Origin of the sequence: Achromobacter sp. NPDC008082, from assembly GCF_042957345.1 — a bacterium.
Classification (GTDB): Bacteria; Pseudomonadota; Gammaproteobacteria; order Burkholderiales; family Burkholderiaceae_B; genus Achromobacter; species Achromobacter kerstersii_A.
The window spans coordinates 241,366-264,887 of record NZ_JBIBIB010000006.1 but is presented as its reverse complement, the minus strand read 5'-3'; the positions used below and the strand labels follow the sequence as shown (position 1 = coordinate 264,887).

20 protein-coding genes and 1 pseudogene are annotated in these 23,522 nt (G+C 66.1%); 9 read left to right on the top strand and 12 right to left on the bottom strand.

What is annotated here, in order from left to right; translation table 11 throughout:
- The first annotated feature begins 82 nt into the window (after positions 1-82).
- Positions 83-709: a cysteine dioxygenase gene (locus tag ACFZAI_RS24740; protein WP_391569416.1), complete on the top strand. Its 627-nt coding sequence runs from the start codon at positions 83-85 to the stop codon at positions 707-709.
- Between the two features lie 80 nt (positions 710-789).
- A complete protein-coding gene (locus ACFZAI_RS24735; protein ID WP_391569415.1) occupies positions 790-1,554 on the top strand; it encodes an IclR family transcriptional regulator in 765 nt (254 codons plus the stop codon).
- A 1,036-nt stretch (positions 1,555-2,590) separates the two neighbouring features.
- Here the strand turns inward: ACFZAI_RS24735 and ACFZAI_RS24730 are convergent.
- Positions 2,591-3,103, bottom strand: a pseudogene (locus ACFZAI_RS24730) (FAD/NAD(P)-binding protein); the annotation flags it as partial.
- Positions 3,104-3,114: 11 nt separating this feature from the next.
- Positions 3,115-4,080 (bottom strand): Bug family tripartite tricarboxylate transporter substrate binding protein, encoded by a 966-nt coding sequence (locus ACFZAI_RS24725; protein ID WP_391569414.1) that lies wholly within the window; start codon positions 4,078-4,080, stop codon positions 3,115-3,117.
- Positions 4,081-4,392: 312 nt separating this feature from the next.
- On the opposite strand from ACFZAI_RS24725, the gene ACFZAI_RS24720 reads away from it, so the two are divergent.
- The 5 genes from ACFZAI_RS24720 to ACFZAI_RS24700 are packed head-to-tail and all read left to right on the top strand — an operon-like array spanning position 4,393 to position 9,423.
- A complete protein-coding gene (locus ACFZAI_RS24720) occupies positions 4,393-5,562 on the top strand; it encodes a CaiB/BaiF CoA transferase family protein (RefSeq protein ID WP_391569412.1) in 1,170 nt (389 codons plus the stop codon).
- A complete protein-coding gene (locus ACFZAI_RS24715; RefSeq protein ID WP_391569411.1) occupies positions 5,559-6,281 on the top strand; it encodes an enoyl-CoA hydratase/isomerase family protein in 723 nt (240 codons plus the stop codon). The genes ACFZAI_RS24720 and ACFZAI_RS24715 overlap by 4 nt, the downstream gene beginning before the upstream one ends.
- 30 nt (positions 6,282-6,311) lie before the next feature.
- Positions 6,312-7,145 carry a CoA transferase subunit A gene (locus ACFZAI_RS24710; RefSeq protein ID WP_391569410.1) on the top strand — a complete coding sequence of 278 codons (834 nt, stop codon included), beginning with the start codon at positions 6,312-6,314 and terminating at the stop codon, positions 7,143-7,145.
- Entirely contained in the window at positions 7,138-7,872 is a 735-nt protein-coding gene (locus ACFZAI_RS24705; protein WP_391569409.1) for a CoA-transferase subunit beta, read from the top strand. Before ACFZAI_RS24710 ends, ACFZAI_RS24705 begins: the two co-directional genes overlap by 8 nt.
- 9 nt (positions 7,873-7,881) lie before the next feature.
- The gene (locus ACFZAI_RS24700) at positions 7,882-9,423 is read left to right on the top strand and encodes a class I adenylate-forming enzyme family protein (RefSeq protein WP_391569408.1); all 1,542 of its coding nucleotides are present in this window, start codon (positions 7,882-7,884) and stop codon (positions 9,421-9,423) included.
- 10 nt (positions 9,424-9,433) lie between these two features.
- Here ACFZAI_RS24700 and ACFZAI_RS24695 read toward each other — a convergent pair whose 3' ends face one another.
- The 6 genes from ACFZAI_RS24695 to ACFZAI_RS24670 form a co-directional block, all read right to left on the bottom strand.
- On the bottom strand, positions 9,434-10,339 hold the full coding sequence (locus ACFZAI_RS24695; protein WP_391569407.1) for a GntR family transcriptional regulator: 906 nt from the start codon (positions 10,337-10,339) through the stop codon (positions 9,434-9,436).
- A 5-nt stretch (positions 10,340-10,344) separates the two neighbouring features.
- A complete protein-coding gene (gene pdxA / locus ACFZAI_RS24690; protein ID WP_391569406.1) occupies positions 10,345-11,397 on the bottom strand; it encodes a 4-hydroxythreonine-4-phosphate dehydrogenase PdxA in 1,053 nt (350 codons plus the stop codon).
- Complete coding sequence (dtnK, locus tag ACFZAI_RS24685; RefSeq protein ID WP_391569405.1) at positions 11,394-12,611, bottom strand: D-threonate kinase; 1,218 nt, start codon at positions 12,609-12,611, stop codon at positions 11,394-11,396. Before dtnK ends, pdxA begins: the two co-directional genes overlap by 4 nt.
- Positions 12,608-13,597: a 2-keto-3-deoxygluconate permease gene (locus ACFZAI_RS24680; protein ID WP_391569403.1), complete on the bottom strand. Its 990-nt coding sequence runs from the start codon at positions 13,595-13,597 to the stop codon at positions 12,608-12,610. The genes dtnK and ACFZAI_RS24680 overlap by 4 nt, the downstream gene beginning before the upstream one ends.
- A gap of 183 nt (positions 13,598-13,780) precedes the next feature.
- Positions 13,781-15,847: a TonB-dependent siderophore receptor gene (locus ACFZAI_RS24675; protein ID WP_391569713.1), complete on the bottom strand. Its 2,067-nt coding sequence runs from the start codon at positions 15,845-15,847 to the stop codon at positions 13,781-13,783.
- A gap of 294 nt (positions 15,848-16,141) precedes the next feature.
- Positions 16,142-16,678 carry a MarR family winged helix-turn-helix transcriptional regulator gene (locus ACFZAI_RS24670; RefSeq protein ID WP_391569402.1) on the bottom strand — a complete coding sequence of 179 codons (537 nt, stop codon included), beginning with the start codon at positions 16,676-16,678 and terminating at the stop codon, positions 16,142-16,144.
- A 178-nt stretch (positions 16,679-16,856) separates the two neighbouring features.
- Here ACFZAI_RS24670 and ACFZAI_RS24665 point away from each other — a divergent pair, with 178 nt between their 5' ends.
- Positions 16,857-17,828 carry a Bug family tripartite tricarboxylate transporter substrate binding protein gene (locus tag ACFZAI_RS24665; RefSeq protein ID WP_391569401.1) on the top strand — a complete coding sequence of 324 codons (972 nt, stop codon included), beginning with the start codon at positions 16,857-16,859 and terminating at the stop codon, positions 17,826-17,828.
- Between the two features lie 11 nt (positions 17,829-17,839).
- Entirely contained in the window at positions 17,840-19,408 is a 1,569-nt protein-coding gene (locus ACFZAI_RS24660; RefSeq protein WP_391569400.1) for a sulfatase-like hydrolase/transferase, read from the top strand.
- A gap of 43 nt (positions 19,409-19,451) precedes the next feature.
- Here the strand turns inward: ACFZAI_RS24660 and ACFZAI_RS24655 are convergent, their stop codons facing one another.
- From ACFZAI_RS24655 to ACFZAI_RS24640, 4 genes are read right to left on the bottom strand one after another with little or no spacing between them, the layout of a single operon-like run.
- Positions 19,452-21,161, bottom strand: coding sequence for an AMP-binding protein (locus ACFZAI_RS24655; protein ID WP_391569399.1), 1,710 nt, complete (start codon positions 21,159-21,161; stop codon positions 19,452-19,454).
- Positions 21,162-21,177: 16 nt separating this feature from the next.
- A complete protein-coding gene (locus tag ACFZAI_RS24650) occupies positions 21,178-21,768 on the bottom strand; it encodes a chalcone isomerase family protein (protein ID WP_391569398.1) in 591 nt (196 codons plus the stop codon).
- Complete coding sequence (locus tag ACFZAI_RS24645) at positions 21,732-22,277, bottom strand: DUF4442 domain-containing protein (protein ID WP_391569397.1); 546 nt, start codon at positions 22,275-22,277, stop codon at positions 21,732-21,734. The genes ACFZAI_RS24650 and ACFZAI_RS24645 overlap by 37 nt, the downstream gene beginning before the upstream one ends.
- 36 nt (positions 22,278-22,313) lie before the next feature.
- The gene (locus ACFZAI_RS24640; RefSeq protein ID WP_391569396.1) at positions 22,314-23,513 is read right to left on the bottom strand and encodes an acetyl-CoA C-acyltransferase; all 1,200 of its coding nucleotides are present in this window, start codon (positions 23,511-23,513) and stop codon (positions 22,314-22,316) included.
- Positions 23,514-23,522 lie beyond the last annotated feature (9 nt).

Sequence of the window (23,522 nt, the reverse complement as noted above, 5' to 3'; positions counted from 1 at the left end):
AGGCCCGCGCGTGCACACGCGTCCCGAATGATGGATACTGCTTTTCTCATCTGGGATATTCCCATCGATCTGGAGACCCGCAATGCCCGATTCCGTTACCGGCCTGGACCGGCTGCGCCGTTTCATCGCAACGGCGACCCGCTTGGCGACGCCGGACGCCTTGGCGCAGACGCCCGCGCTGCTAGCCGCGTTTGCCGATCTGGTGCGCCATGACGACTGGCTGCCCGACGCCTGTACCGCGCCGCATACGCAGTACTACCAGCAATACCTGCTGCATTGCGATCCGCTGGAGCGCTTTTCGCTGGTGAGCTTCGTGTGGGGGCCGGGCCAATTCACGCCGGTGCATGACCACGAGGTCTGGGGTTACGTGGGCATGCTGCGTGGCGCCGAGATCAATCAGCGCTATGTGCGCCATGCGGATGGCCGGTTGACGGCGGCGGGCGAAGCCACCACCTTGCAGCCCGGTGATGTCGAACGCTTGTCGCCGGCAGAAGGCGACATCCACCGCGTTTCCAATGCCTTTGCCGACCGCGTGTCGATCAGCGTGCATCTGTATGGCGGCAACATCGGCGCGGTGTCGCGCCATGTGTATGACCCCGAAACCGGCCAGCCCAAACCGTTTGTGTCGGGCTATTCGTCGCCCAGCCTGCCGAACCTGTGGGATCGTTCGGCCGCCGTGCGCGCCAACATTCCCGGCCTGAAGACTTAGGCGCCGCTCATTCCCGAAAGCGCTGTCCGCCCGGGCGCGTCTCGTGCTATGTTCCCGTCCTAAATATTAGGAAAATCAAGATGGACAAGACGCTGCTCAAGGGGTTGATGGTTTTGGAGGCGGTGACCGATGTGGACAATCCGCCGCGCACCATCGATGCGCTGGCCGCCCGGGTTGGGCTGACGCGCAGCAACACGCATCGCACGTTGCAGACGCTGATCCACGCCGGCTACGTCATCAAAGACGACGACGGCGGCGGCTATCGCGGCGCGGTGCGTCTGTTTGAATTGGCCGCCCGCCAGTTGGCGCAGCTGGACGTGCGCAAGCTGGCCGCGCCCTACATGCGCACGCTGGCCGATCAAACAGGCGAGACCGTGCACTTGTCGGTGCTGGATGGTTTTGATGTGGTCTATGTCGACAAAATCGACAGCCCGCAGCCCATACGCGCTTACTCGATGGTGGGCGGGCGCGCGCCGGCGTACGCGGTGGCCACTGGCAAGGCGCTGCTGGCCTATCAGCCCGAGGGCTATGTGGAGCGTTATGCCGAGCAGCTGGTGCGCCACACGCCGTCCACGATCGTTTCCATGCCCTTGCTGAAAGATGAACTGCGCAAGATTGCCCGCGCCGGTTACGCCGTGAATCGCGGTGAATGGCGCGAGGGCGTGGGCGGGCTGGCCGTGACGCTGTTCAACAGCCTGGACCAGCCCGTGGCGGCCGTGGGCATCTCTGGCCCGCTTGACCGCCTGAGCGCCGCTAGGATGAAGCAGCTGGCGCCGGATGTGTCGGCCTGTGCGCAGTCCATCTCTCAGGGGATGGGATATCGGCGCGGCTATCTGGATCAATAAGCGGCATAGGCTGCATCAGGGCGGCCGCGATGCGCCGCGCCTGGTCTTGCGCCAGCCGCGCATTCACATCCATGGATGTGGTCCAGAAGTACGTGCCGCCCGCCAGGCTGCCCAGCACCGATAGCTGACGCAGCACAGCGCCATGCGCCGTTTTCACGCAACCTGTGTCGTAGTCCAGCGCCATCCCGCCGAAGGGGTCGGCGCATGCATGGCCGTCGCGCAGCAAGGCGGAGATCAACGGGTCAGTGGTGCGCGCGGCATCCACCGAGAAGCTGGTGGCGTTGATCAGATACGAGCTGCGCGTGGTGATGTCTTCTTGCGCACCGCGCAGCCGCGTGTGGAACTGGCCATCGGCCGGGTCGTAACGCGTATCCAGATAGCCTGCGCGCACTTGCAGCTGGCCGCGCTTGAACAAAGCTTGCAGCGTGAGCGCGTTGCGCATCGGGAAGGTGGCGCGCCGCGCCATCCACAATGACCGGAAACGCGAATGGAACAGATGGCGTTCGGCGTCCGGCATCAGATGCCAGATCTGATCCACCGCCGCGTTGGTGGCGGCCGCCACGGCTTGCCAGGGGCGCGCGGCGTCTGATGAACGGCGTATCTCGTCGTCCAGCGCGGTGTGCGCGTCGGTGGCCAAGCCCAGCACGTCGTCCGCGTCCAGCGCGCCGTTCATGGCGCGCACCTCGTCTTGCAATGCGCGCAGAATCACGTCCACCGACAGCGCACCGCCATGGCTTGCCGCCAATTGCCGGGCGCCGTCGCGGCTTAAGTGGCGCAGTGCGGCCGGCGGCTGATTGTGCGGACTGCGCACCGACGGCAGCCGCCCATTGCGCGACACGCACAGGAGCGGGCCGCGATGGCCCGCGCGCGTCAACGCGGCAATGGCGTCCACTGCGCTAAGACTGGTGCCGACGATGCACACGGAAGCGTCCGGCGCAATGCCGCGCGCCAATTCCGCGACGGGATAGGGGCTGTTGAAATACCCCGGCGCATCCTGCAAGTGAGGAAACGCTTGCGAGGGCAGGTTGCCATTGCACAGCACCGCATAGCGGGCCTGCCAAGGCGCGCCTTGATGCGGCTCGATACGCATGCCGCCATCAGGTAAGGGCCCATCAGGTAAGGGCAACACGCGTTGCACGCGCTGCGGCACATGCAGAAGCGCTACGCCCAGCGTCCGCGCCAGCGTCTGGCAGCGCGCGTACACATCGCGCAAGTACGCGCCGAACAGGGGGCGCGGCAGAAAGTCCGACGGCGCAATGGCTTGAACGCCATAGCCACGCAGCCACTCGGCGTCCTGCCCGCGCAGCCATTCGACGAAGTCCATCCGCTGGTCTGCCCGCGCCGACATATTGCCGGCCGGGATGTTGAGCAGATTGCTGGGCAGGTCGTCCTGATACGCGCCGCCCGGGCCAGGCTCCGCTTGCGGCTCGAACAGCGCGATCGTCAGCGGATGGCGCGCATCCGCCGCTTCCATTGACAGCAGAAACTGGTACAGAAAGCTGACGGCGACAGAGCCGCCGCCCACAATCGCCAGGTCTGCGTGTTGCATCATGCCGTTCGTCATTTCGCCGCCGACATCCGCACCACATCGCCCCAGCGCGCCACTTCCTGCTTCAGCACCCGGCTGGTGTCCGCGGGCGAGGTAGCCACGGCATCCGCGCCCAGCTTCAGCGCGGCCTGCTGCACCGACGCCATCGCGGCGGCCTTCTGCATGCCGGCGGACAACTTGTCGACGATAGCGGGCGGCGTGCCGGCCGGCGCCAGCAGCGCATAGGCGGTGGCGACGGAATAGTCTTTCACGCCTTGCTCCATCAGCGTGGGCAGGTCAGGCAGCGCGGTGGCGCGGGTGGCGGTGGTGACGCCCAATAGCCGGATCTTGCCGCTAGCCACTTGCGGCAGCAGCGCGGGCAGGGTCTCGATCACCATGTCGATCTGGCCGCCCAGCAAGTCGGTGATGGCAGGGCCGCTGCCGCGATACGGCACGTGCATGAGCTTGGTGCCCGTCACCACCTGGAACAGCTCGCCCGCCATGTGTTGCGAGGTGCCGGGGCCGGCTGACCCGAACGTGATCGTGCCGGGTTTGCTCTTGGCCAGCGCAATCAATTCCTGCACGTTGTTGGCCGGCACCTTGCTGTTGACGGCCACCGCCATCGGCATGCTGGTCGCCATGGACACGCCTACGAACGCGGTGGCGAAGTCATAGCCGGGCTTGTCCGGCATGGCGGCGTGGATGGCGTGGCTGCCCACCGCGCCCATCAGCAACGTGTAGCCGTCGGGTGCGGACTTGGCCACGTATTCGGCGCCGATCTCACCGCCCGCGCCCGCCTTGTTTTCAACAACGACGCCTTGGCCCAGGAAGTCGCCCAGGTGTTGCGCGTAGATGCGGGCGGCGGCATCTGTGGCCCCGCCCGGCGGGAACGGCACCACCATGCGTACGGGTTTGGCGGGCCAGGCTTGCGCCGATACGGGTCCGGCGGCCAGCGCCAGGACGGCGCCCGCGAGGGCAATGCGCCACGTCTGCTTCATGAAAGTCTCCTTGGTGTGATCGGGCCGTCATGCGCGAGCCGGCGCCGCGTTGGCGGGCATTTGCTAGGCTGAGGTCCGTTTTTATAAGTCCTAAAATATAGGACTCGAATTCCAATAAATGGTTTACCTAGAATTCCACACGGTGATATGCTGGTCAACAATTAAGCGCGGCACCTAGGGATTGCACTAGGATTCATGCGGTAAGTGTCACGGCGTGGCACACGTCGCCGGGCATGATGCCATCTAGAAAGCCGCGCTCTTATAATATTTTTCGCATCCCAAATATTGAATTTTCATAACGAGAGGTCAGACATGACACCCAGTTCGGCACTTACCGGCATCACCGTGCTGGAAATTTGCAATGTCGCGGCGGGACCGTTTTGCGGCATGTTGTTGGCGGATATGGGCGCCGACGTGATCAAGGTTGAAAACCCGGAAGGCGGCGACACGCTGCGCAGCTGGCCGCCCATTTCCGATGGCTATAGCGAGAACTTCGCGTCGTTGAACCGCAACAAGAAGTCGGTGACGCTGAACCTGAAAGACCCGGCCGATCTGGCGCTGGCGCGCGAGCTGGCGCAAACCGTGGACGTGCTGATCGAAAACAACCGCCCCGGCGTGATGGACCGCCTGGGCCTGGGCTATGCGCAATTGCGCGAGGCCAATCCCAAGCTTGTCTACTGCTCGATCTCGGCGTACGGCCAATCCGGCCCGCGCTCGCAGGAAGGCGGTTTCGACCTGACCATCCAGGCCATGAGCGGCATCATGAGCGTGACGGGCGAGGCGGGCGGTGAGCCCGTCAAATGCGGCGTGCCGGTAGCGGATTTTTCAGCGGGCCTGTATGGCGCGTTCGCCATCGCCTCGGCCTTGCGCGCCGCGCAGGCCAGCGGGCAGGGCACGCATATCGACGTGCCGATGCTGGGCGCCACGCTTGGCATTGCCGCGTTGCAGACGTCAGAGTTCTTCGGCAGCGGCAAAGACCCGGTCAAGCTGGGTTCCGCGCATCCGCGCAATGCGCCGTATCAGGCGTTTCGCTGCCAAGGCGGTTACTTCGGCATGGCCGCAGGCAATCAGGCCTTGTGGAAAGCCGTGTGCGCCACGGTGGGCCGTGAAGACCTGCTGGCCGATCCGCGCTTTACCGACACCAGCGCGCGCGCGCGCAACCAGACGGCGTTGCGGGACATTCTGGAAGCCATCTTCGCCAGCGAAGACGCCCAGACCTGGCTGTCGCGTTTTCGCGCGGCAGGCGTGCCCTGCGCGCCCATCAACACCTATTCCGAAGTGCTTGCCGACCCGCAAGTCGAGCACATGGGCTGGGTGCAGCCGGTGGAATTGCCCAACGGCGTGCAGACCCGCACCTTTGGCCTGCCCGTGCGCTTTGACGGCCAAACCACCGCGCTGCGGCTGCGTCCGCCGGCGCTGGGCGAGCACAACGACGAAGTGCTGGGCGCATTGCGCGCCGCCAAGCAGGAGGGCAAGGTATGAGCGGCGTTCTGCGTATCGACAAACAAGGCGCGCGCCATGTGCTGACACTGACGCGCGCTGAAAAAATGAATGCGCTGTCCGCCGACTTGGTGGAAGCGCTGATCTCGGCGCTGGATGACGCCGAAGCGCAAGGCGCCAAGCTGATCGTGCTGAAGGGCGAGGGCAAGAACTTCAGCGCGGGGTTTGACTTTGGCGATTGGCAAACGCAAAGCGAAGGCGATCTGCTGCTGCGCTTTGTGCGCATCGAAACCTTGCTGCAACGGCTGGCGGGCTCACCCTGCCTGACGGTGGCGCTGGCGCATGGCCGTAATTTTGGCGCAGGCGTGGATCTGTTTGGCGCCTGCAAATGGCGCATCAGCGCACCGGACGCCACGTTCCGCATGCCGGGCCTGAAGTTTGGATTGGTGCTGGGCACGCGCCGCTTTGCCGCGCTGGTGGGCGCAGAGCGGGCGCGCGCGGTGCTGGAGCAAGCGGCGACCTTCAGCGCAGAGGAGGCCTTGCGCGACGGCTTTGCCACGTGGCTGGCCGTGGCGCAGGAATGGGCGGAGATCGAGCAGCAGGCGGCCGACACCGCAGCCGCGTTGACGGACGCCAGCCGTGCGCAGTTGTATGCGGCGCTGTCGCAGGAATCGCCAGACGCCGATCTGGCGCGGCTGGTGCGTTCCGCTGCCGCGCCCGGTTTGAAAGACCGCGTGGCCGCCTATCTGCAAGCGCGCTAACGCCAAGAAAAAACAGCAGGGAGGAAGACAATGGCTTCGGGTTTCAATCAAAAGAACAAGCAGTGCTCGGTGGCGGAACTGGCGGCGCTGGTGCCCAACGGCGCCTCGATTGCGCTGGGCGGCAGCTTTCTGCATCGCGGGCCGTTCGCATTCGTGCGTGAACTGATCCGCCAGGGCAAGCGCGATCTGGAATTGATCAAGCAGTCGCCGGGTTACGACGTCGACATTCTTTGCCGCGCGGGCGTGTTGCGCCGTGTGCGCGCAGGCATCGTCGCCATGGAAGGCAACTTCGGTTTGGCGCCGTGGTATCGGCGCGCCGTTGAACGCCATGAAATTGAATTGGAAGAACACGCCTGCGCCAGCCTGACGGCGGGCCTGCGGGCGGCGGCCTTCGGCGTGCCGTTTCAGCCTTGTGGCGGCCTGCACGGCAGCGGCCTGCCGGAATTGAACGGCTGGGCCTGCCTGGACGACCCCTACGGCAGCGGGCAGAAGACGTATGTGGTGCCGGCCATCCGCCCGGACTTCGCCGTGATCCAGGCGTCAGAGGTGGATGCGCTGGGCAATGTGCGCGTACACGGCACGGCCCATTGGGACCGCATCATGTCGCGCGCGGCGGGCAGCGTGCTGGTGGTGGCCGAGAAAGTGGTGGACAGCGCCGTGTTCGAAGCGCAACCGGAGTCCACGCTGGTGCCGTACTTCATGGTGCAGGCCTACGCGGTGGCGCCGGGCAGCGCGTGGCCGGGTTCGTGCTGGCCCGATTACGCCATCGACTACCCGGCGGTGGAATCCTACATGGACAAGAACAGCGATCTGGCGGCGCATCTGGCGGCCGCACCGGAAGCGCAAGGGCGCAATCATGGCTGAGCAATGGTCGGCTTTTTCGTACATCGTCACCAACCTGGCGCGCTTCATCCGCCCGGATGAAATCACCTTCAGCGGCGTGAATTCCACCATGCCGATGCTGGCGTGCCTGCTGGCCAAACGCGCTTACGACTGGGACTTCGTCTACATCAACGTGGCGGGCGGCGTGAACCCGCGCCCGTCGCACATTCCGATTTCAAGCTCGGACCCGGTGCTGGCCGAGCACACCGCGTCGATCTTTTCCAACGAAGACTTCTACGACCTGTGCACGCGCGGCCGCATGGACCTGACCTTCCTGGGCGCGGCGCAGATCGACGGCGCGGGCTGCGCGAACAACTCCTGCATTGGCGACTGGCATGCACCCAAGGTGCGCTTGCCAGGCGGCGGTGGCGGCGCGGTGATGCTGCCTACCGCCAAACGCGCCTGCACCTGGCGCACGGAACATTCGCGCCGCACCTTCGTGCCGAAGCTGGACTTCATGACGTCGTGGGGCGGCTTCCATGGGGTGGTGACGCCGATCGCCGTGTTCGTGAAGCGCGACGGGCGCTTGGCGCTGCAATCGTGGCATCCGGAGTCCAGCCTGTCGGAAGTGCGCGAGCGCACGGGCTTTGAGTTTGACGCCACGGGCGCCGCGCCCTCGGAACCGCCCACGGCTGCCGAAGCCCGCGCGTTGCGTGAGCTGGACGCGGACGGACAGTTCGAACGCGACGCCGCTGTCGCGCTGCGCTAGGAGACCACCATGACGATTGCCGATGCCACGCTGGTGGCGGCGTTTTCGCGCGCATGGCGTCAGCCTGAATGGGCCGCGCGACCCGCCATCGTGACGGCGGACGAGACGCTGACGTATACCGGCCTGCATCGCCGGGTCGGGCACATCGCCGCAGGCTTGCAGGCCGCGGGCGTCACGCCCGGCAGCTACGTGGCGATTGCGATGGAGCGGTCGCTCGATCAGGTGTTGATGATTCTGGGCGTGATGGTGGCGGGGGCGTGCCCTTGCCCGTTGGAACCCCGGCTATCGGTTGAAGAAACCGCGCGCCGGGTGACGGCGGTGGGACTGACGTGGATGGTTCACGACGACGCCAACACGGCCACGGCGCAGGCGAGCGGCTTGGGGCAATCACGGCGGCTTGATGCAAAACATGTCGCGCAGTGGAGCGATGCGGGCGCAGGTTTGGGCGCAGACCCGGCCCCTGACGCCCCGGGCCTGTTGCTGTTTACCTCCGGCAGCACGGGTAACCCAAAGGGTGTGTTGCTCAGCCATCGGGGCCTGGCGAACAATGCGCGCGGCGTGTTGGCGCATACGGCCTTGACGCCGTCCGACCGCTTGCTGCACGTGATGCCGCTGCATCACACCAATGCGCTGAACAATCAAATCTTCGCGCCGCTGCTGGCGGGCGCAAGCGTGGCGTTGGCGGGGCGCTTTCGCGCCGACGACATGCCGGGGCTGCTGCGTGCGTTTGCGCCCACCATCATCACTGGCGTGCCGACCATGTATGCACGCATGCTGGAATTGGAGTTCGACGCGCAAAGCTTGGCGGGGCTGCGCTTTGCCCGCTGCGGATCGGCGCCCATCACCGAGGCGCTGCATCGGCGCATCGAAGCCTTTCTGGGCTGCCCGCTGGTGGTGTCCTACGGCTTGTCGGAAGCGACCTGCACGTCAACCATGAACCCGCCTGCGGCGCGCCGTGTCGGGACGGTGGGTACGGTGTTGGCCGGGCAACGCGTGACGCTGCGCTTGCCGGACGGCACCGAAGCCGCGCGCGGCGGCGAAGGCGAAATCTGCATCGCGGGCGACAGCCTGATGCTGGGTTACCTGGGTGTGGACAATGGTGAGGACGGCGCGCCGCAGCTGCTGCATACGGGCGACTTAGGGCGCTTTGATGACGACGGCTACCTGAGCATCACCGGCCGCATCAAGGACGTGATCATCCGCGGCGGCGAGAACCTGTCGCCCGCGCTGATCGAAGGGGTTGTCACGGGACTGCCCTTTGTTGCCGCCTGCTGCGTGGTGGGCGCGCCCGATGAAGACCTGGGCGAAGTGCCGGTGATCTTCGTGCAGCGCAAGGGCGATGCACCGGAAGGCGCCGATGAAGGCGCCGATGAAGGCGTAGATGAAGGCGCGGATGAAGGCGCGCAGATTCAGGCCAGCGTGCTGGCCGGATTAGGCCGCATCTATGTGCCGCGCGATGTGCTGTGGGTAGATCGCCTGCCGGAGAATGCCGTGGGCAAGGTGGACCGCAAGGCGCTGGCGCAGCGGGTGAAGGCGGCGGCCAGCGCTTAAGCAACGCCAATCAGGATGCGCGGCGCAGCCGGGCCAGTTCGGCCGACAGTTCCGCCACCAACGCTTCGGCGCGCGCCAAAGGGTCTGCGCCGGCATCCGGCGTTGCCACGGTAGAAGCGTCGGTGGCCGCAGGCGCATCCTGCAAGCGCGGATGCACGCTTTCGTGCCCCATGCTGACGTCCACATCGAACACCAGCTGTTCGGCGCGGTGCCAGGTCGTGAACCATTCCAGCGGCCGGCCGTGCTGGTCCATGCCCTGGCCTTGCAGCATCAGCAAGGGCGTGCCCGTTTGGGTGTCCAGCAAGTCCGCCAGGGTGGCGTCGGCGGCCACGGCGCGGATTTGATTGCGGCCCGCGCCAGGGCGCAAGCCAAAGCGGCGCGTCAGCACGCCATGTAGCGACGCATCGGCCAGGTCATCGGCGCGCAAGCCCGGCACCGCATCAGCGGGCAGCCAGGTGCGCACGTAGGCCAGCGGCGCATCGGCCACATGGCGCAGGCGTTCCAACATCAATAATTGATTCGTGCCGAAGAATGCCGCCACGTCTGCGGGCGGCTCGGCGCGTGCAAAGGCCAGCACGCGGGTTTGCAGCGCTACGCCCGATTGGGCGAATTGTTCGTACAGGCCGGTAGACCGCTGCACCAGACGGCGGTGCTCTTGCGGCGCCGCTACAGTGGCGGGGCGGCCGGTTTCGCGCTGGATCAGGCCTTCGGCGGCCAGCGCCGCCAGGGCCTGTCGCACCACGCTGCGCGCCACGCCAAAGCGTTCGCACAGCGCGGCTTCGCTAGGCAGCACGGCGCCCGCCGCAAGCTTGTTCGTTCGGATGACGCCGCGCAGCAGGGTGGCCACCTGCGCGTGCAGCGGGATATCGCCAGAGCGATCAAGAACGGGCAATGCGTCGTGCGTGGCGGGCGCCATGGAAATCAACCTCCGGTTTGTGCCCGCGCAGTTTCCCACACATGCGTCCAGCCCGGGGCCAGATGCGCGGCGCGCTCGGCGGCCAGGATCAGGCTGTCTTCACGGGCGATGCCCTTGCCGGCGATGTCAAACGCGGTGCCGTGGTCCACGGACACGCGCACAACCGGCAGGCCGACCGTGATGTTGACGCCGTCGTCACCGTACACGGCCTTGAAGGGCGCGTGGCCTTGGTCGTGGTAACAGGCGATCACGAACTGCCATTTGCCGCGCACGGCTTGCGGGAACAGCGCGTCGGCCGGGATGGGGCCGGCGGCCAGAATGCCGGCCGCGTTGGCTTCGGCCACCGCAGGCGCCAGGATGTCGGCGTCTTCGCTGCCGAAGATGCCGTTTTCGCCAGCGTGCGGGTTCAGGCCCGACACGGCAACCGGCTGGTCGCCCCGGCCCAGCGCCTTGGCGAACGAACCGGCCAGACGCAGCACCGCGCGCATGCGCACGGGCGTCAGGTCTTCGATGGCCTGGCGCAGCGACACGTGGGTGGTGGCGTGGAAGATGTAGAGGTCGCCGGCCGACAGCACCAGCGAGAAGGTCTTGACGCCGAACTCGTGGGCCAGCAGCTCGGTATGGCCGGGCCACTTGTGGCCGGCGGCGTGCATGGCGGCCTTGTTCAGCGGCGCGGTGACGATGCCATCCACTTCGCCGGCGCGCGCAAGCGCGCAGGCCGTGGTCACGAAACGGACCGAGCCGTCGCCCGCATCGGCGCTGATTTCACCCAGCTTGACGTGGGCCAGCGACGGGCCGGCTTGCAGCACTTCAATCGTGCCGGGCGTGTTGGTGCAGTCAGCCGGGCGGTCCAGCTTCTTCACGATGGCGGGGTCGCCGCCTAAGCCGCGCACGGCGTTGATCATGACGTCCACGTCGCCGACCACCAGCAGGCGGGCCTTCTGGCGCAGTTCGTCGTGGCCCATCAGCATCTTGGCCGTGATTTCCGGCCCGATGCCCGCCACGTCGCCCAGGGTGACGGCCAGCAAAGGCAGCTTGTTGGGTTGGGGTTGTGTCATCGCTTGAATCTCCTGTCGCGGATCGCGCGCACTGCGCGAACCAGTACGTCTTCGGTGCCAAAGCCGCCGGCCTTGGTCACCACGGGCAGGCCTGCGGCCGTGCCACCGGTCAGCGTGCCCAACGGCACGCCGCCCATCACTTCATCCACCAGCGCAATGCCGCGCGCGGCCAGCGCCACGAGCACGCTGCGTGCGCCGTCGCCACCGGTGGCGACCACGCCCGCGGCCCGCGAGGTGGTGATCAATTGCGCCGCCAGGCTGCCCAGCCTGTCAGCGACTTTTTCAGAATCCAGGCCGTCCAGCTGGCCTTCGGGCGCCAGCAGCAGCACGGTGCCCGCCTCGGCGGGGGATTGCGCGTGCGATTGCAGCAGCGGCTGGCTCCAGGCCTGCCACGCGGCATCGTCGGCCAATTGCGCCAGCGACGGCGTCCAGGTGTCGGCGCCTGACGCTTGCAGCGCGGCGGCTTGTGCGCGCGCCGCGCTGTGCTGCGACGTGACGACGACCACGACGGGCGCCGTCTGATCCGCTCCGGCCCACACGCGGGCCAGCGGCACGGCCAGGCCGCCCGCGCCCACGGGCAGCGCGCGTTCGCCCAGCAGGCCGATGGCGCGCGCCAGGCGCTCCAGGTCGGCGTCCGAGGCGGCGTCCACCACCACGGTGTGGCCGGCCTGGCGGATGTGTTGGGCCAGCGTTTCCGGCGTATCGCCCGCTTGCGCGGCCACGTGGGCGCAGCCCAGCAGCGTGGGGATATGGCTTTCGGTCACGGGCGTGACGGGGTCGGTGGCGGCCGAGGTCTCGGTGACCGGCTTGCCGTTCACGTAGAGAATGCCGTGCTCGACGGTGCGGCCGGTGGCCGGGAACGCGGGGCAGATCACCGCCACCGTGTCCGGGCCCCAGGCTTCGCGCGCGGCATCGATCTCGGCCTTGAATGCGCCGCGCAAGGTGGAGTCCACCTTCTTGTACAAGCGCGATACGCCGGCCGCGCGCAGTTGCTGCACGTTTTGCTGGATGACGCGGGCGGCGTCGGCGGCGGGCAGGGCGCGGCTGTTGGTGGTGACGGCCAGCACTTCGACACCGGCCGTCGCCGGGCCGGATAAGGCTTCGTCGGCGCCGCCGATGGACAGGTGCGTGCTCCATCCGGCGCGCACAAACTGCACCGCGGTGTCGCCGGAACCGGTCAGATCATCAGCGACGATGGCGATGGTGGGATTCAAAGCGCCTCTCCGCGCGCCTCGCCCAAGGTGGGCGTGCCGCTGCTTACGTCCGCATCTTCGGACTTGAGTTCACCCGCGCGTTTCAGGAAATACGAAGCCAGGATCGGGGCCAGGATCGAGCTGATCAGCACGCACGCGGCAACCTGCGCGGTGGCGGTCGCAACGTATTGCTGGAAGTTGGGGTCGGCTGCCGCCACCACGGCGGGCGTGGCGATGGCGTTACCGGCCGTGGTGCCCGCTGCAAAACCCAGGCCGCTCTTGCCGCCACGGCGCAGGATCATACGATAGCCCAGGTAGACCAGGCCGCCGGTGATGGGGCTGATGATCAGGCCCAGGATCAGGCCGCTCATGCCGCCGCTGACGACCGCGCCCAGGTTGATGCCGGTGCCCAGCGCAAAGGCGAAGAACGGGATGACGATGTTCGGCACGGGCTTGAGCACGTCGCGCCACTTCGGGTCCAGGTTGCCGACCACGACGCCCAGCAGGAACGGCACCAGCGCCGCCACCAGGGCAATCATCGGAATATCGGCCAGGCCCGACGCGCCCAGGAACAGCAGGCTGAAGAAGGGGCCGTCGTTGACCGCGCTGGCGACATAGGCGCCACGGTCGCGGGCGTCGCCGTACTGGCCGGTATAGGCCAGCCACAGGCCGCCGTTGCTGTTATCGAACGCGGCCAGCATGGCCAGGATCGACACGCCCAGCACGCCGTCCAGGCCGACGTAGCTGCCCAGGATGATGATCAGCGTGGCGGGCACCAGCGTCTTCATCAACAGGATGGTGCCGGCGGTTGCCAGGATGGGGCCGCCGGTGCGGGCGTTGACTTGCGTGCCGGTCGCGAAGATCAGCAGGGCGATCAGCGGCAGGGCGCTGTTCTTGAAGAGGGCGGTAGTGAAGCCGCCGATGGCCAGCGCATCAGGGGCGAAGGTGCCGATCAGGGAACCCAGGATCAGCGGCACGAGCATCAATCCACCAGGGATTTTCTGCATGGTGCCAAAAAAAGGCGAACGGGAAGAGGCGGCGGTCGACACTTGCGTGAGTCTCCAGGACGGTTCTGGTGGGTTGCAGACGTTCGTTGACGCGTCTGTCAGTGGGGGTTGAAAACCCGTAGTGTACACCTGTACGTACTAGCTGTACGTACAGGTTAACCCGTCCTGGAAGGGCGATCCCGCCTAGAAGCGATAGGCCGCGCTCAGCATCACCGTGCGGCGCGCGCCGTAGAAGCAGTCGCCCCGGTCCAGGCAAACGACTTCATACGTGCGGTCGGCAATGTTGTTGACGTTCAAGGCGTAGCGCCACGGCCCGTTGTCGTAGCTGACCATGGCGTCGAACAACGTGACGGCGGGCGTTTCGGGCGCGCCGCCATCGCGGAATGCGGTCAGGTAGCGCACGCCCGCACCCACGGCAAAGCCGGGCTGGCCGGCCAGCGCGAAGCGGTACTTGCCCCACAACGACGCCATGTGTTTGGGCAGGCCTTCCAGCTGCGGGTCCGGGTCGGTGTAGATGTAGTTGGCGATCACATCCACGTCTTTGGTCACGCGGCCGCGCAGTTCCAGCTCGACCCCGCGCGTGCGCGTCTTGCCGGCCTGGAGCTGGTTGTTGGGGTTTTCCGGGTCGTTCGTCTGGCGGTTCTTTTCCCGCAAGTCGTAGGCGGCGGCGGTGAATTCGATGTCGGCGTCCTTCGGCATGTACTTGATGCCGGCTTCGACCTGCTTGCCGCGCATCGGCTTGTAGCGCTCGTTGTAGAAGTTCGTGCCGGCAATCGGCGTGAACGATTCGCTGTAGCTCAGGTATGGCGACCAGCCATTGTCGGCCGCATACATCAGGCCGAAACGCTTGGTGGTGGCGTAATCGGTTTCCTTGTCCTGGCCATCGATGCGGTTGTCGGCGCGGTCGCGGCGGATACCCGCCAGAAAGATCCAGTTCTTGTCGAACTTGATCTGGTCCTGCGCGTAAAAGCCCAGTTGCTGCTGCTTTTGCTTAGGTGTGTCAGACAGCTCGTATTCCGGGATGTTGCCGTACACGGGGTGGTACAGGTTCAGCGGCGCGCCCAGGCCGCTGGCCGTCCGGCTGGTTTCGCGGTAATGCGAATAGTCCATGCCGACGATAACGGTGTGCTCGGTGCGGCCCCAGTTCAGTTTGCCTTCGATGTTCTGGTCGGCCAGCAGCGTGCGCATGCGCGGCTTGTTGACGTAGAAGAAGCGGTCGGTGGTGGTTTGGTCCGGGTCGATGTAGGAATTGCCGCGCCGCTCGCCATACACGTTCGGGTACAGCGATTGGTAGTCGACGCGGCTGACCGTGTTGCGGAAGTTCTGGCGGAATTTCCAGGTGTCGTTGAACTGATGTTCGAACAGCCAGCCCACGCTGAATTGCTCGGTGTCGTAGGCGTCCCAACCCGGCTCGCTGACGAAGCGGCGCGTGGGAATGCGGCCATTGGGGTTCTCTTGTACTGACCCGCTCCAGGGCAGGAACGATTGCGTCGTGCCGGCCTTGTCCTTTTGCCACAAGGCTTGCAAGGTCAGCGATGTGGCGGCGCTGGGGCGCCAGGTCAGGGACGGGGCCAGCATCAGGCGGTCGTCGGGGGCGTGCTGCACCTGCGTGTCGCTGTCGCGGCCCACCGCCACTACGCGGTACAGCCATTGGCCGTCTTCCGTCACCGGGCCCGTCAGGTCGGCCTGGATTTCGCGGCGGTTATCGTTGCCCAGCACTACGCCGATCTCGCGTTGCGCTTCGGCCTGCGGGCGCTTGCTGACCAGGTTCACGATGCCGCCGGTGCTGCCCTGTCCGTACAGCATGGAGGACGGGCCGCGCAGCACTTCCACGCGTTCCATGCCGTAGATCTCGGTGCGCGGATTGTTGTAGTTGAAGTACTGGCGCAGGCCGTCCAGGTACTGGGCGGGCTCCACGCCACGAATGCGCACATAGTCGCCGCGGTTGTCCACGCCATACGCGTTGGGGCGCACGCCGGCCGCGTAGTTCATGGCGTCTTGTACGTTCTGCGACCCCTGGTCCACGATCTGGCCACGGGGAATCACGGTGATGGCCTGCGGCGTTTCCGACAGCGGCGTGTCGGTCTTGGTGCCGGTGGCGCTGCGCGTGGCGACGTAGCCATCCACCGGCCCCGTCGCGGTTTCGCCCGTGCCTGTCACCTGCACCGCGGGCAGGACGGTCGTGGGTTCGGCCGTCTGGGCGTGCGCGGCGGCGCTCAAGCAAGCAGCCAGCGCGGCGGCAATGGGCAATAGCGGTTGAGGCCGCACGCGGTGGGCGGCATGGACGAGATGGCGTTTCAAGAGAGTCCCCTGGCGGCGGTTGCGCCGACGATTACATATAGGAATAGCAACGATAATTATTATTAATTAATGATTCCGCGATCACGCGGTTTTTTGCCCATCGCAGATGTAAAAAAGCCCTGCAAGCCACGCCGGCAGGCAGGGTGAGATACAGAAATAACCCTATTTTTCAGGGGTTTGGCGCGGCTTGTGCCTGCGGCGCGCAAACGCTGCGGTTGTTGGACGGGCGCGACAACCGTTGTTTCAGGCGTACTGCGCCCGTCGCGTGCCGCCTTCGCGGCGGCTGGCTTTTTCCGACACGATGTTGTCTTCCGCCATGCGCCGGCCGCGGTGTTCGATGCGGCCCAGCAGGTCACGCAAGACCGCGATTTCGCTATCGCTCAAGTCTTGCACCAGCAGGTCATTCAAGCCCGCCACTTCCGGCAGCAGCGCGTGATAACGGGCCAGGCCTTCGGCGGTGGCTTCGACGCGCACCACGCGGCGGTCGGCGCTGTCGTGCAAGCGGCGCAGCCAGCCTTTTTCGCACAGCGCGCTCAAGGTGCGCGAGGTGCGGGCCAGGTCCAGCTTGGCGGCGTGGGCCAGCTCGGCCGAATTCATGATGCCGCCTTCCACGGCACAGGCCAGGATGCGCCATTCACGCCGCGTGATGCCAAAGCGCCCTTCGCACAGCCGCACGAAAACGGGATTGGACTGCGACCAGGCCTGGTACAGCCGGTACATCAGCATGTCGGCCAGATGGCGGGGTTCGGGCGCGGTCTCGGGCGCGGGCAATTCAGGCATGGCGTCTCTTTCCGGGTCTGATGGCGCAACGCGCGCAGCGCGCGCTTCATATCGTTATGGATAGTGCTGGATTAGATCAAGCAATGGCTGCGTTGCTACAGTCAATTTGCTTATTTAGGTATCGGCCAGGCATCAATAACCATAACCGGCAGCTGGCCACTGCCTCCAGGAGAAGACGATGCGGAAATGGATGGCGAGCGCCCTGGCGGCGACGTTGACAGGGCTGGCGCCGCTGGCCAGTGCGCAGCAACCGGCGCTGGACGGCGCGCTGACGATTGTGGTCGGCTACCCGCCGGGCGGCAGTTCCGACCGCATTGCGCGGCTGGTGGCCGACCGCTTGAAAGACCGCGTCGGCGTGCCCGTCGTGGTCGAGAACAAGACGGGCGCGGGCGGCCGCATTGCGGCGCAGGGCCTGCACGCCGCACCCGCCAATCAGAACGTGCTGATGCTGGCCAACCCGGCGGTCATGGTGGTGGCGCCGCTGGTGTATGCGCAGCCGGGCTACGACGCGCAACAGGACTTCAAACCCGTGTCGCTGGCCAGCCGCTACAAGTTCGCCTTGGCCGTGCCGGCCAGTTCGCCCATTCAGGATGTGCCGGCATTGCGTGAGTGGCTGCGCGCCAATCCCAAACAATTCACCGTTGGCGTGCCGGCCACCGGCAGCTTGCCGCACTTTTTCGCGCTGATGCTGGGCCGTGAAATCAAGCAGGAGCCGGAGGTGATCGGCTACCGGGGATCGGCCCCGCTGATCTCGGAACTTATCGGCGGCATCCTGCCGCAAGGCATCGACACGCTGGACACGCTGCTGCCGCAACACCGCGCGGGCAAGATCCGCATCCTGGCAACCTCCGGCGACACGCGCGATGCTGATTTGGCAGATGTGCCCACCTTCAAGGAAAGCGGCGTGGATCTGGCCGCCGATGGCTGGAACGCCTTCTTCGCACCCGCCGCAATGCCGCAAGCGAAGGTCGACCGCTTGGGCGCGGACATTGCCGCCATCCTGCGCGAACCCGCCATGCAGGACGCCGTGCGCGGCGTGTTCCTGGAGCCCGCGTCGCTGGACGCAGCCGCCACGGCTGGGGCGCTGGCCGCCTACCGCAAGCAATGGGAGCCCGTGGTGCGGGCCTCCGGCTTCACGGCCACCCAATAAGGGGCGCCCCAATGAACACGGTGCAAAATGTGTTGTTCATCATGGCTGACCAGCTGCGTGCCGACCACCTCAGCTGTTATGGCCATCCGTACTTGCAGACCCCCAGCCTGGACGCGCTGGCCGCGCGCGGCGTGCGCTTTGATCGCGCCTTCGTGAATTCCGGCGTGTGCGGGCCGTCACGCATGAGCTACTACACCGGCCGCTATCCGTCGCGTCATGGCGCAACGTGGAATCGCGTGCCGCTGTCCGTCAACGAGATCACGCTGGGCGAATACCTGGCGGGGCAGGGGCGCGAATTAGCCCTGGCCGGCAAGACCCACATCATCCCCGACCGCGCGGGCATGGAACGCCTGGCGATCGATGGCGCGTCGGAACTCGGCGTGTTGCTCAGCCGGGGCGGCTTCACCGAACTGGACCGCTACGACGGCCACCACACCCCCGGCCAGGAAAGCGGCTATCCGGCCTTCCTGCGCCGCCACGGCTATGACAGCGCAGACCCCTGGACCGACTACGTCATCGCAGGCGTGGACGCCAGCGGCCAGGTCGTCAGCGGCTGGAACATGCGCAATGTGCATCTGCCATCACGCGTGGCCGAGCCGCACTCCGAAACCGCCTACATGACGGACCAGGCGCTGGATTTCATGAAGCGCCGCGGCGGCCAGCCCTGGGTGCTGCACTTAAGCTACGTGAAGCCGCACTGGCCATACATGGCGCCAGCGCCCTACCACCAGCGCTACACCGCCGATCAATGCCTGCCGGTGCGGCGCAACCAGGAAGAACTGCGCGGCGCGCATCCCGTTGTGGCCGCCTATCGGCAACAAGAAGAAAGCATCAGCTTTTCCACGGACGAATGCGTGCGCGTCGTGCGGCCCGCGTATCAAGGTCTGATCCGGCAACTGGACGACCACCTTGGCCGCCTGTTCGACTACATGGAAGGCGCGGGCCTGATGCAGAACACGCTGATCGTCTTCACCGCCGATCACGGCGACTTCCTGGGCGACCACTGGCTGGGCGAAAAGGAACTGTTCTACGACACCGTGCAGCGCGTGCCGTTCATCGTGATGGACCCGTCCACCGCCGCCAACGCCACGCGCGGCCAGGCGCTGGACGACATGGTCGAAAGCGTGGACGTCGTGCCAACCGTGCTGCGCGCATTGGGCACGCCGGGGCCTGCGCATCGGCTGGAAGGCCGCGAACTGCAAACGCTGCTGCACGGCCGGGATGCCGCCACGCCATGGCGCGACTGCGTGTTTTCGGAACTGGACTACAGCTTTCGCCAGGCGCGCATCCTGCGCGGCAAAACGCCGCAGAACGCACGCGCGTGGTCCGTGCGCACCGGCCGCTGGCGCTACGTGCATTGGCTGGACGAACCCGAGCAGCTGTTTGATTTGCACGCCGACCCCGACGAATTCCAGGATCTGGGTAGCAGCACTGCGCATGCCGGCGTGCGCGCGGACCTGCGCGCACGCCTGCTGGACTGGATGCTGCGCGGCAAACGCCGCACCACCATTAGCGACGAAGCCGTTGAAAACGCCACCAACGCGCACAAGCGGGCAGGGGTGTTTTTCGGGCAGTGGTAGGGGCGGGGGCGGCTTACCGAAATGTCGGCGCCGCCCCACTCATCTAGCCTTGGCCGGACGCCTGCGTTTCGGGCTGCGCCGCGTCCACCTTCGGCGCCTCGGGCTTCAACTCCCGACGCAATATCTTGCCCACGTTCGTGCGCGGCAGATCATCGCGGAACTCCACGTATCGCGGCACCTTGTAGCCCGTCAGTTGCGTGCGGCAATGGGCGATCAGCGTTTCGGCGTCCAACCCCGGGTCTTTGCGGATCACGTACAGCTTGACTGCTTCGCCCGAGCGTTCGTCTGGCACGCCGACGGCGGCCACTTCGCGCACGCCCGGGTGCAGCGCGGCGGCGTCTTCGACCTCGTTGGGATACACGTTAAAGCCCGACACCAGAATCATGTCTTTCTTGCGGTCGATCAGGAACACGTAGCCGTCCTGGTCCACGTAGCCGATGTCGCCCGTGCGCAGAAAACCGTCGGCGTACATGACCAGCGCGGTTTCGTCGGGGCGGTTCCAGTAGCCTTGCGTGACCTGTGGCCCGCGCACGCAGATTTCTCCGCTTTCGCCGATGCCTTGTTCAACGCCTTCATCGTTGCGGATGGAGATTTCGGTAGATGGCACCGGCAGGCCGATCGAGCCGGTGAACACCTTGACGTCCAGCGGGTTGACGGTGACGGCAGGCGAGGTCTCGGTCAGCCCGTAGGCCTGCGCCAGCGACTTGCCGGTGACGGCGCGCCAGCGGTCGGCCACCGCGCGTTGCACCGCCATACCGCCGCCCATGGTCAAGCGCAGCCGCGAGAAATCCAGCTTGGCGAAATCGGGATGGTTGAGCAGGGCGTTGAACAGCGTGTTCACGCCCGTGAAGGCCGAGAACGGCACCTTGCTCATTTCCTTGATCAGGCCGGGAATGTCGCGCGGATTGATGATCAGCAGGTTGCTGGCGCCGATCTTCATAAAGGTCAGGCAGTTCGCCGTCAGCGCGAAGATGTGATAGAGCGGCAGCGCCGTCACGACGCATTCTTCGCCTTCTTTTACCAGCGGCTTGATCCACGCATGCGCCTGGCTCAGGTTGGCCACCAGATTGCCGTGCGACAGCATTGCCGCCTTGGCCACGCCCGTGGTGCCGCCCGTGTATTGCAGGCACGCCAGGTCGCGCTGGTCCAGCGGCACTTCGGTGAAAGGCGCATTGCGGCCCTGGCTCAGCGCATCGCGAAGGCCGATGGCGCGCGGCAGCGACCACGCGGGCACCATGCGCTTGACGCGGCGAATCACGAAGTCCACCAGCCGGCCTTTGACGGGGCCGAGCATTTCACCGATGGACGTCACCAGCACGTGTTCGACGGCCGTGTTCGGCAAGGCCTTTTGCAGCGTGGCGGCGAAGTTGTCGGCCACCACAATGGCGCGCGCGCCGGAATCAGCCAGTTGATGTTCAAGCTCGTGCGCGGTGTAGAGCGGATTGCAATTGACCACGATGCAGCCGGCGCGCAGGGCGCCGAACAGGCAGATGGGGTATTGCAGCAGGTTGGGCATCATGAGCGCGACGCGGTCGCCCTTGCCCAGCCCATTGGCGTGCAGCCAGGCGGCGAAGTCGCGGGTCAGGGCGTCCAGCTCGGCATAGCTGAGGGACTTGCCCATGCTGATGTACGCCGTCTTCCCGGCGTAGCGGCGGCAGCTGTCCCGCACAACCGAGACCAGCGTGGTGACGCCGTCCATCTCGATCTCAGCGGGGACGCCAGAGGGATAGCTCTTGTGCCAGATTCGTTCCATCGTGGTGAGGTTCCGCCTAGTTGCCCAACAGGGCTTTCTTCAGGGAGGTCTGTGCCGGCTTATCGCCCAGCCAAACGCGCAGCAAGGCGCGCGAGAATGCAGGGTTGTCGATGCGGCCCCGCTGCTTGCCGTTGCCGGTGAAGGTGACGCCGCGGGCGTCGAAGTCCAGATCGACCACATCGCCTTCCTTGGCGTTGCCGATCTCGGCCATCATTTGCGACAAGCGATCCGCCGACGCCTTCAGCGTGGCCAGTTCCTGCTTGGGCGTATTGTCGCGCAAACCTTCCTGCAGCGCTTCGTCCAGGCTTTTGCTGTCGACATCGCGCAGCAATTGCAGGCGGATGCGGCGCGGCTCCGTGCTGTTGATCACCGCGGCCGCGTCACTGCTTTTGGCGGTGACGTAGAGTGCGGCCACATAGACCTTCACGACGAATTTGGTGCGCACGCCAGCGCCGTTCAGCACCAGCGCATGGCTGCCTTCGGACAATTGTTCGGGGACGCGTTTACCGGCAACCTCGATGTCGGCGGCGAACGCGGGCGCGGCCGCCAGGCTGGCGGCAAGGATGAGGCTCAGGGCGGCGGATCGCCCTCCAGAGATGCGTTGCATGGGTCTCCTCCAGTGTTTTTTCGCTTGTAGAACTTCTTGTCTGCGATATAGATCGTGCGTTCCACGACGGCATACACCACGCCGTCCTTGTCCTTCAATTCCACCGTGTACGTGCGGGTGGTTTCATGGTCGCGCGCAAGGATCTCGCGGATGGCCGCGATTTCTCCGGGCGGCAACCGGAAGTCGACATACAACGTCGTGTAGGCGGGCTTGCGGTAGCGAATGGACGCCGCCTTGTCCCACACGATGTGATCCGCGCCCAACGCGGACATCAGCATCGTGGGATGGGCGCCGTCCGTCACCGCAAACAACGACCCGCCGTACATCGACCCAACAATATTGCGTGTGCGCCGCAAGAGCGGCAGCTTGATGCGGATGTGCTGAAAGTCCGGCGATACGTGCAACACCCGGCCGCCCGTGGCGCGAAACGCGGGATGCAGGTTGAAGCCCACCCGCATCAGGCGCGCACGCCATTCTGGCGACAGGTTCTTGAACCAATAAGGCTTCACGCGGGGTCCAGGTGGGTGAGCATCATGCGGCCGCGATTACAAGGCCTCGAACAAGCCGGCCGCGCCCATGCCGGTGCCGATGCACATGGTGACCAGACCATACTTGCCCCCCGTGCGGCGCAAGCCGTGCGTGATGGTGGCGGTACGGATGGCGCCCGTGGCGCCCAGCGGGTGGCCCAACGCGATGGCGCCGCCCAGCGGGTTGACCTTGGCGGGGTCCAGCTTCAGTTCCCGGATCACGGCAAGCGACTGCGCGGCGAAGGCTTCGTTCAGTTCGATCCAGTCCAGCGCGTCTTGCGTGATGCCGGCGCGGTCCAGCACCTTGGGGATGGCGGCCACCGGGCCGATACCCATCACTTCGGGCGGCACGCCGGCCACCGCAAAGCTGACAAAGCGCGCCAGCGGGCTTAGGTTGAATTCGCGCAGGATGCGGTCAGACACCAGCACGATGGCGGCCGCGCCGTCAGACATCTGCGAGCTGTTGCCGGCCGTGACGCTGCCGCGTGCCGAGAACACGGGGCGCAGGCGGGCCAGGGCTTCGGCGCTGCTGTCCGGGCGCGGGCCTTCGTCCACTTCCACCAGCCGGCGCACGACGCGCACCGCGCCGCTTGCGCCGTCAGGCAGATGTTGCACGACTTCAAACGGCGTGGTCTCGGCGCGGAAATGGCCGGCGGCAATGGCGGCGCAGGCCTTCTGGTGCGAAGCAAGCGCAAAGGCGTCCTGATCTTCGCGCGACACCTTCCAGCGCTCGGCCACCTTTTCACCGGTCAGGCCCATGCCGAAGGCCATGCCGATATTTTCTTCGTGCGCGAAGATGGCGGGGTTCATCGACACCTTGTTGCCCATGATCTGCGGCATGGCGCTCATGGACTCGGTGCCTGCGCCGATCATGATGTCGGCTTCGCCCGTGCGGATGCGGGCGGCGGCGTCTGCCACCGCTTGCAGGCCCGACGCGCAGAAGCGGTTGACGGTCACGCCCGCCACGCTTTGCGGCAGGCCCGCCAGCAGCAGGCCGATGCGCGCCACGTTCATGCCTTGCTCGGCTTCCGGCATGGCGCAGCCGGCGATCACGTCTTCGATGCGCGCGGTGTCCAGCCCTGGCACTTGCGCCAGCGCGCCGTTCAGCGCGGCGGCCAGCATGTCGTCGGGGCGCGTGGTGATGTAGGCGCCGTTGCGCTTGCCCACCGGCAAGCGCGTGGCGGCGACGATGTAGGCGTCTTGAATCTGCTTCGTCATGATCGTTTC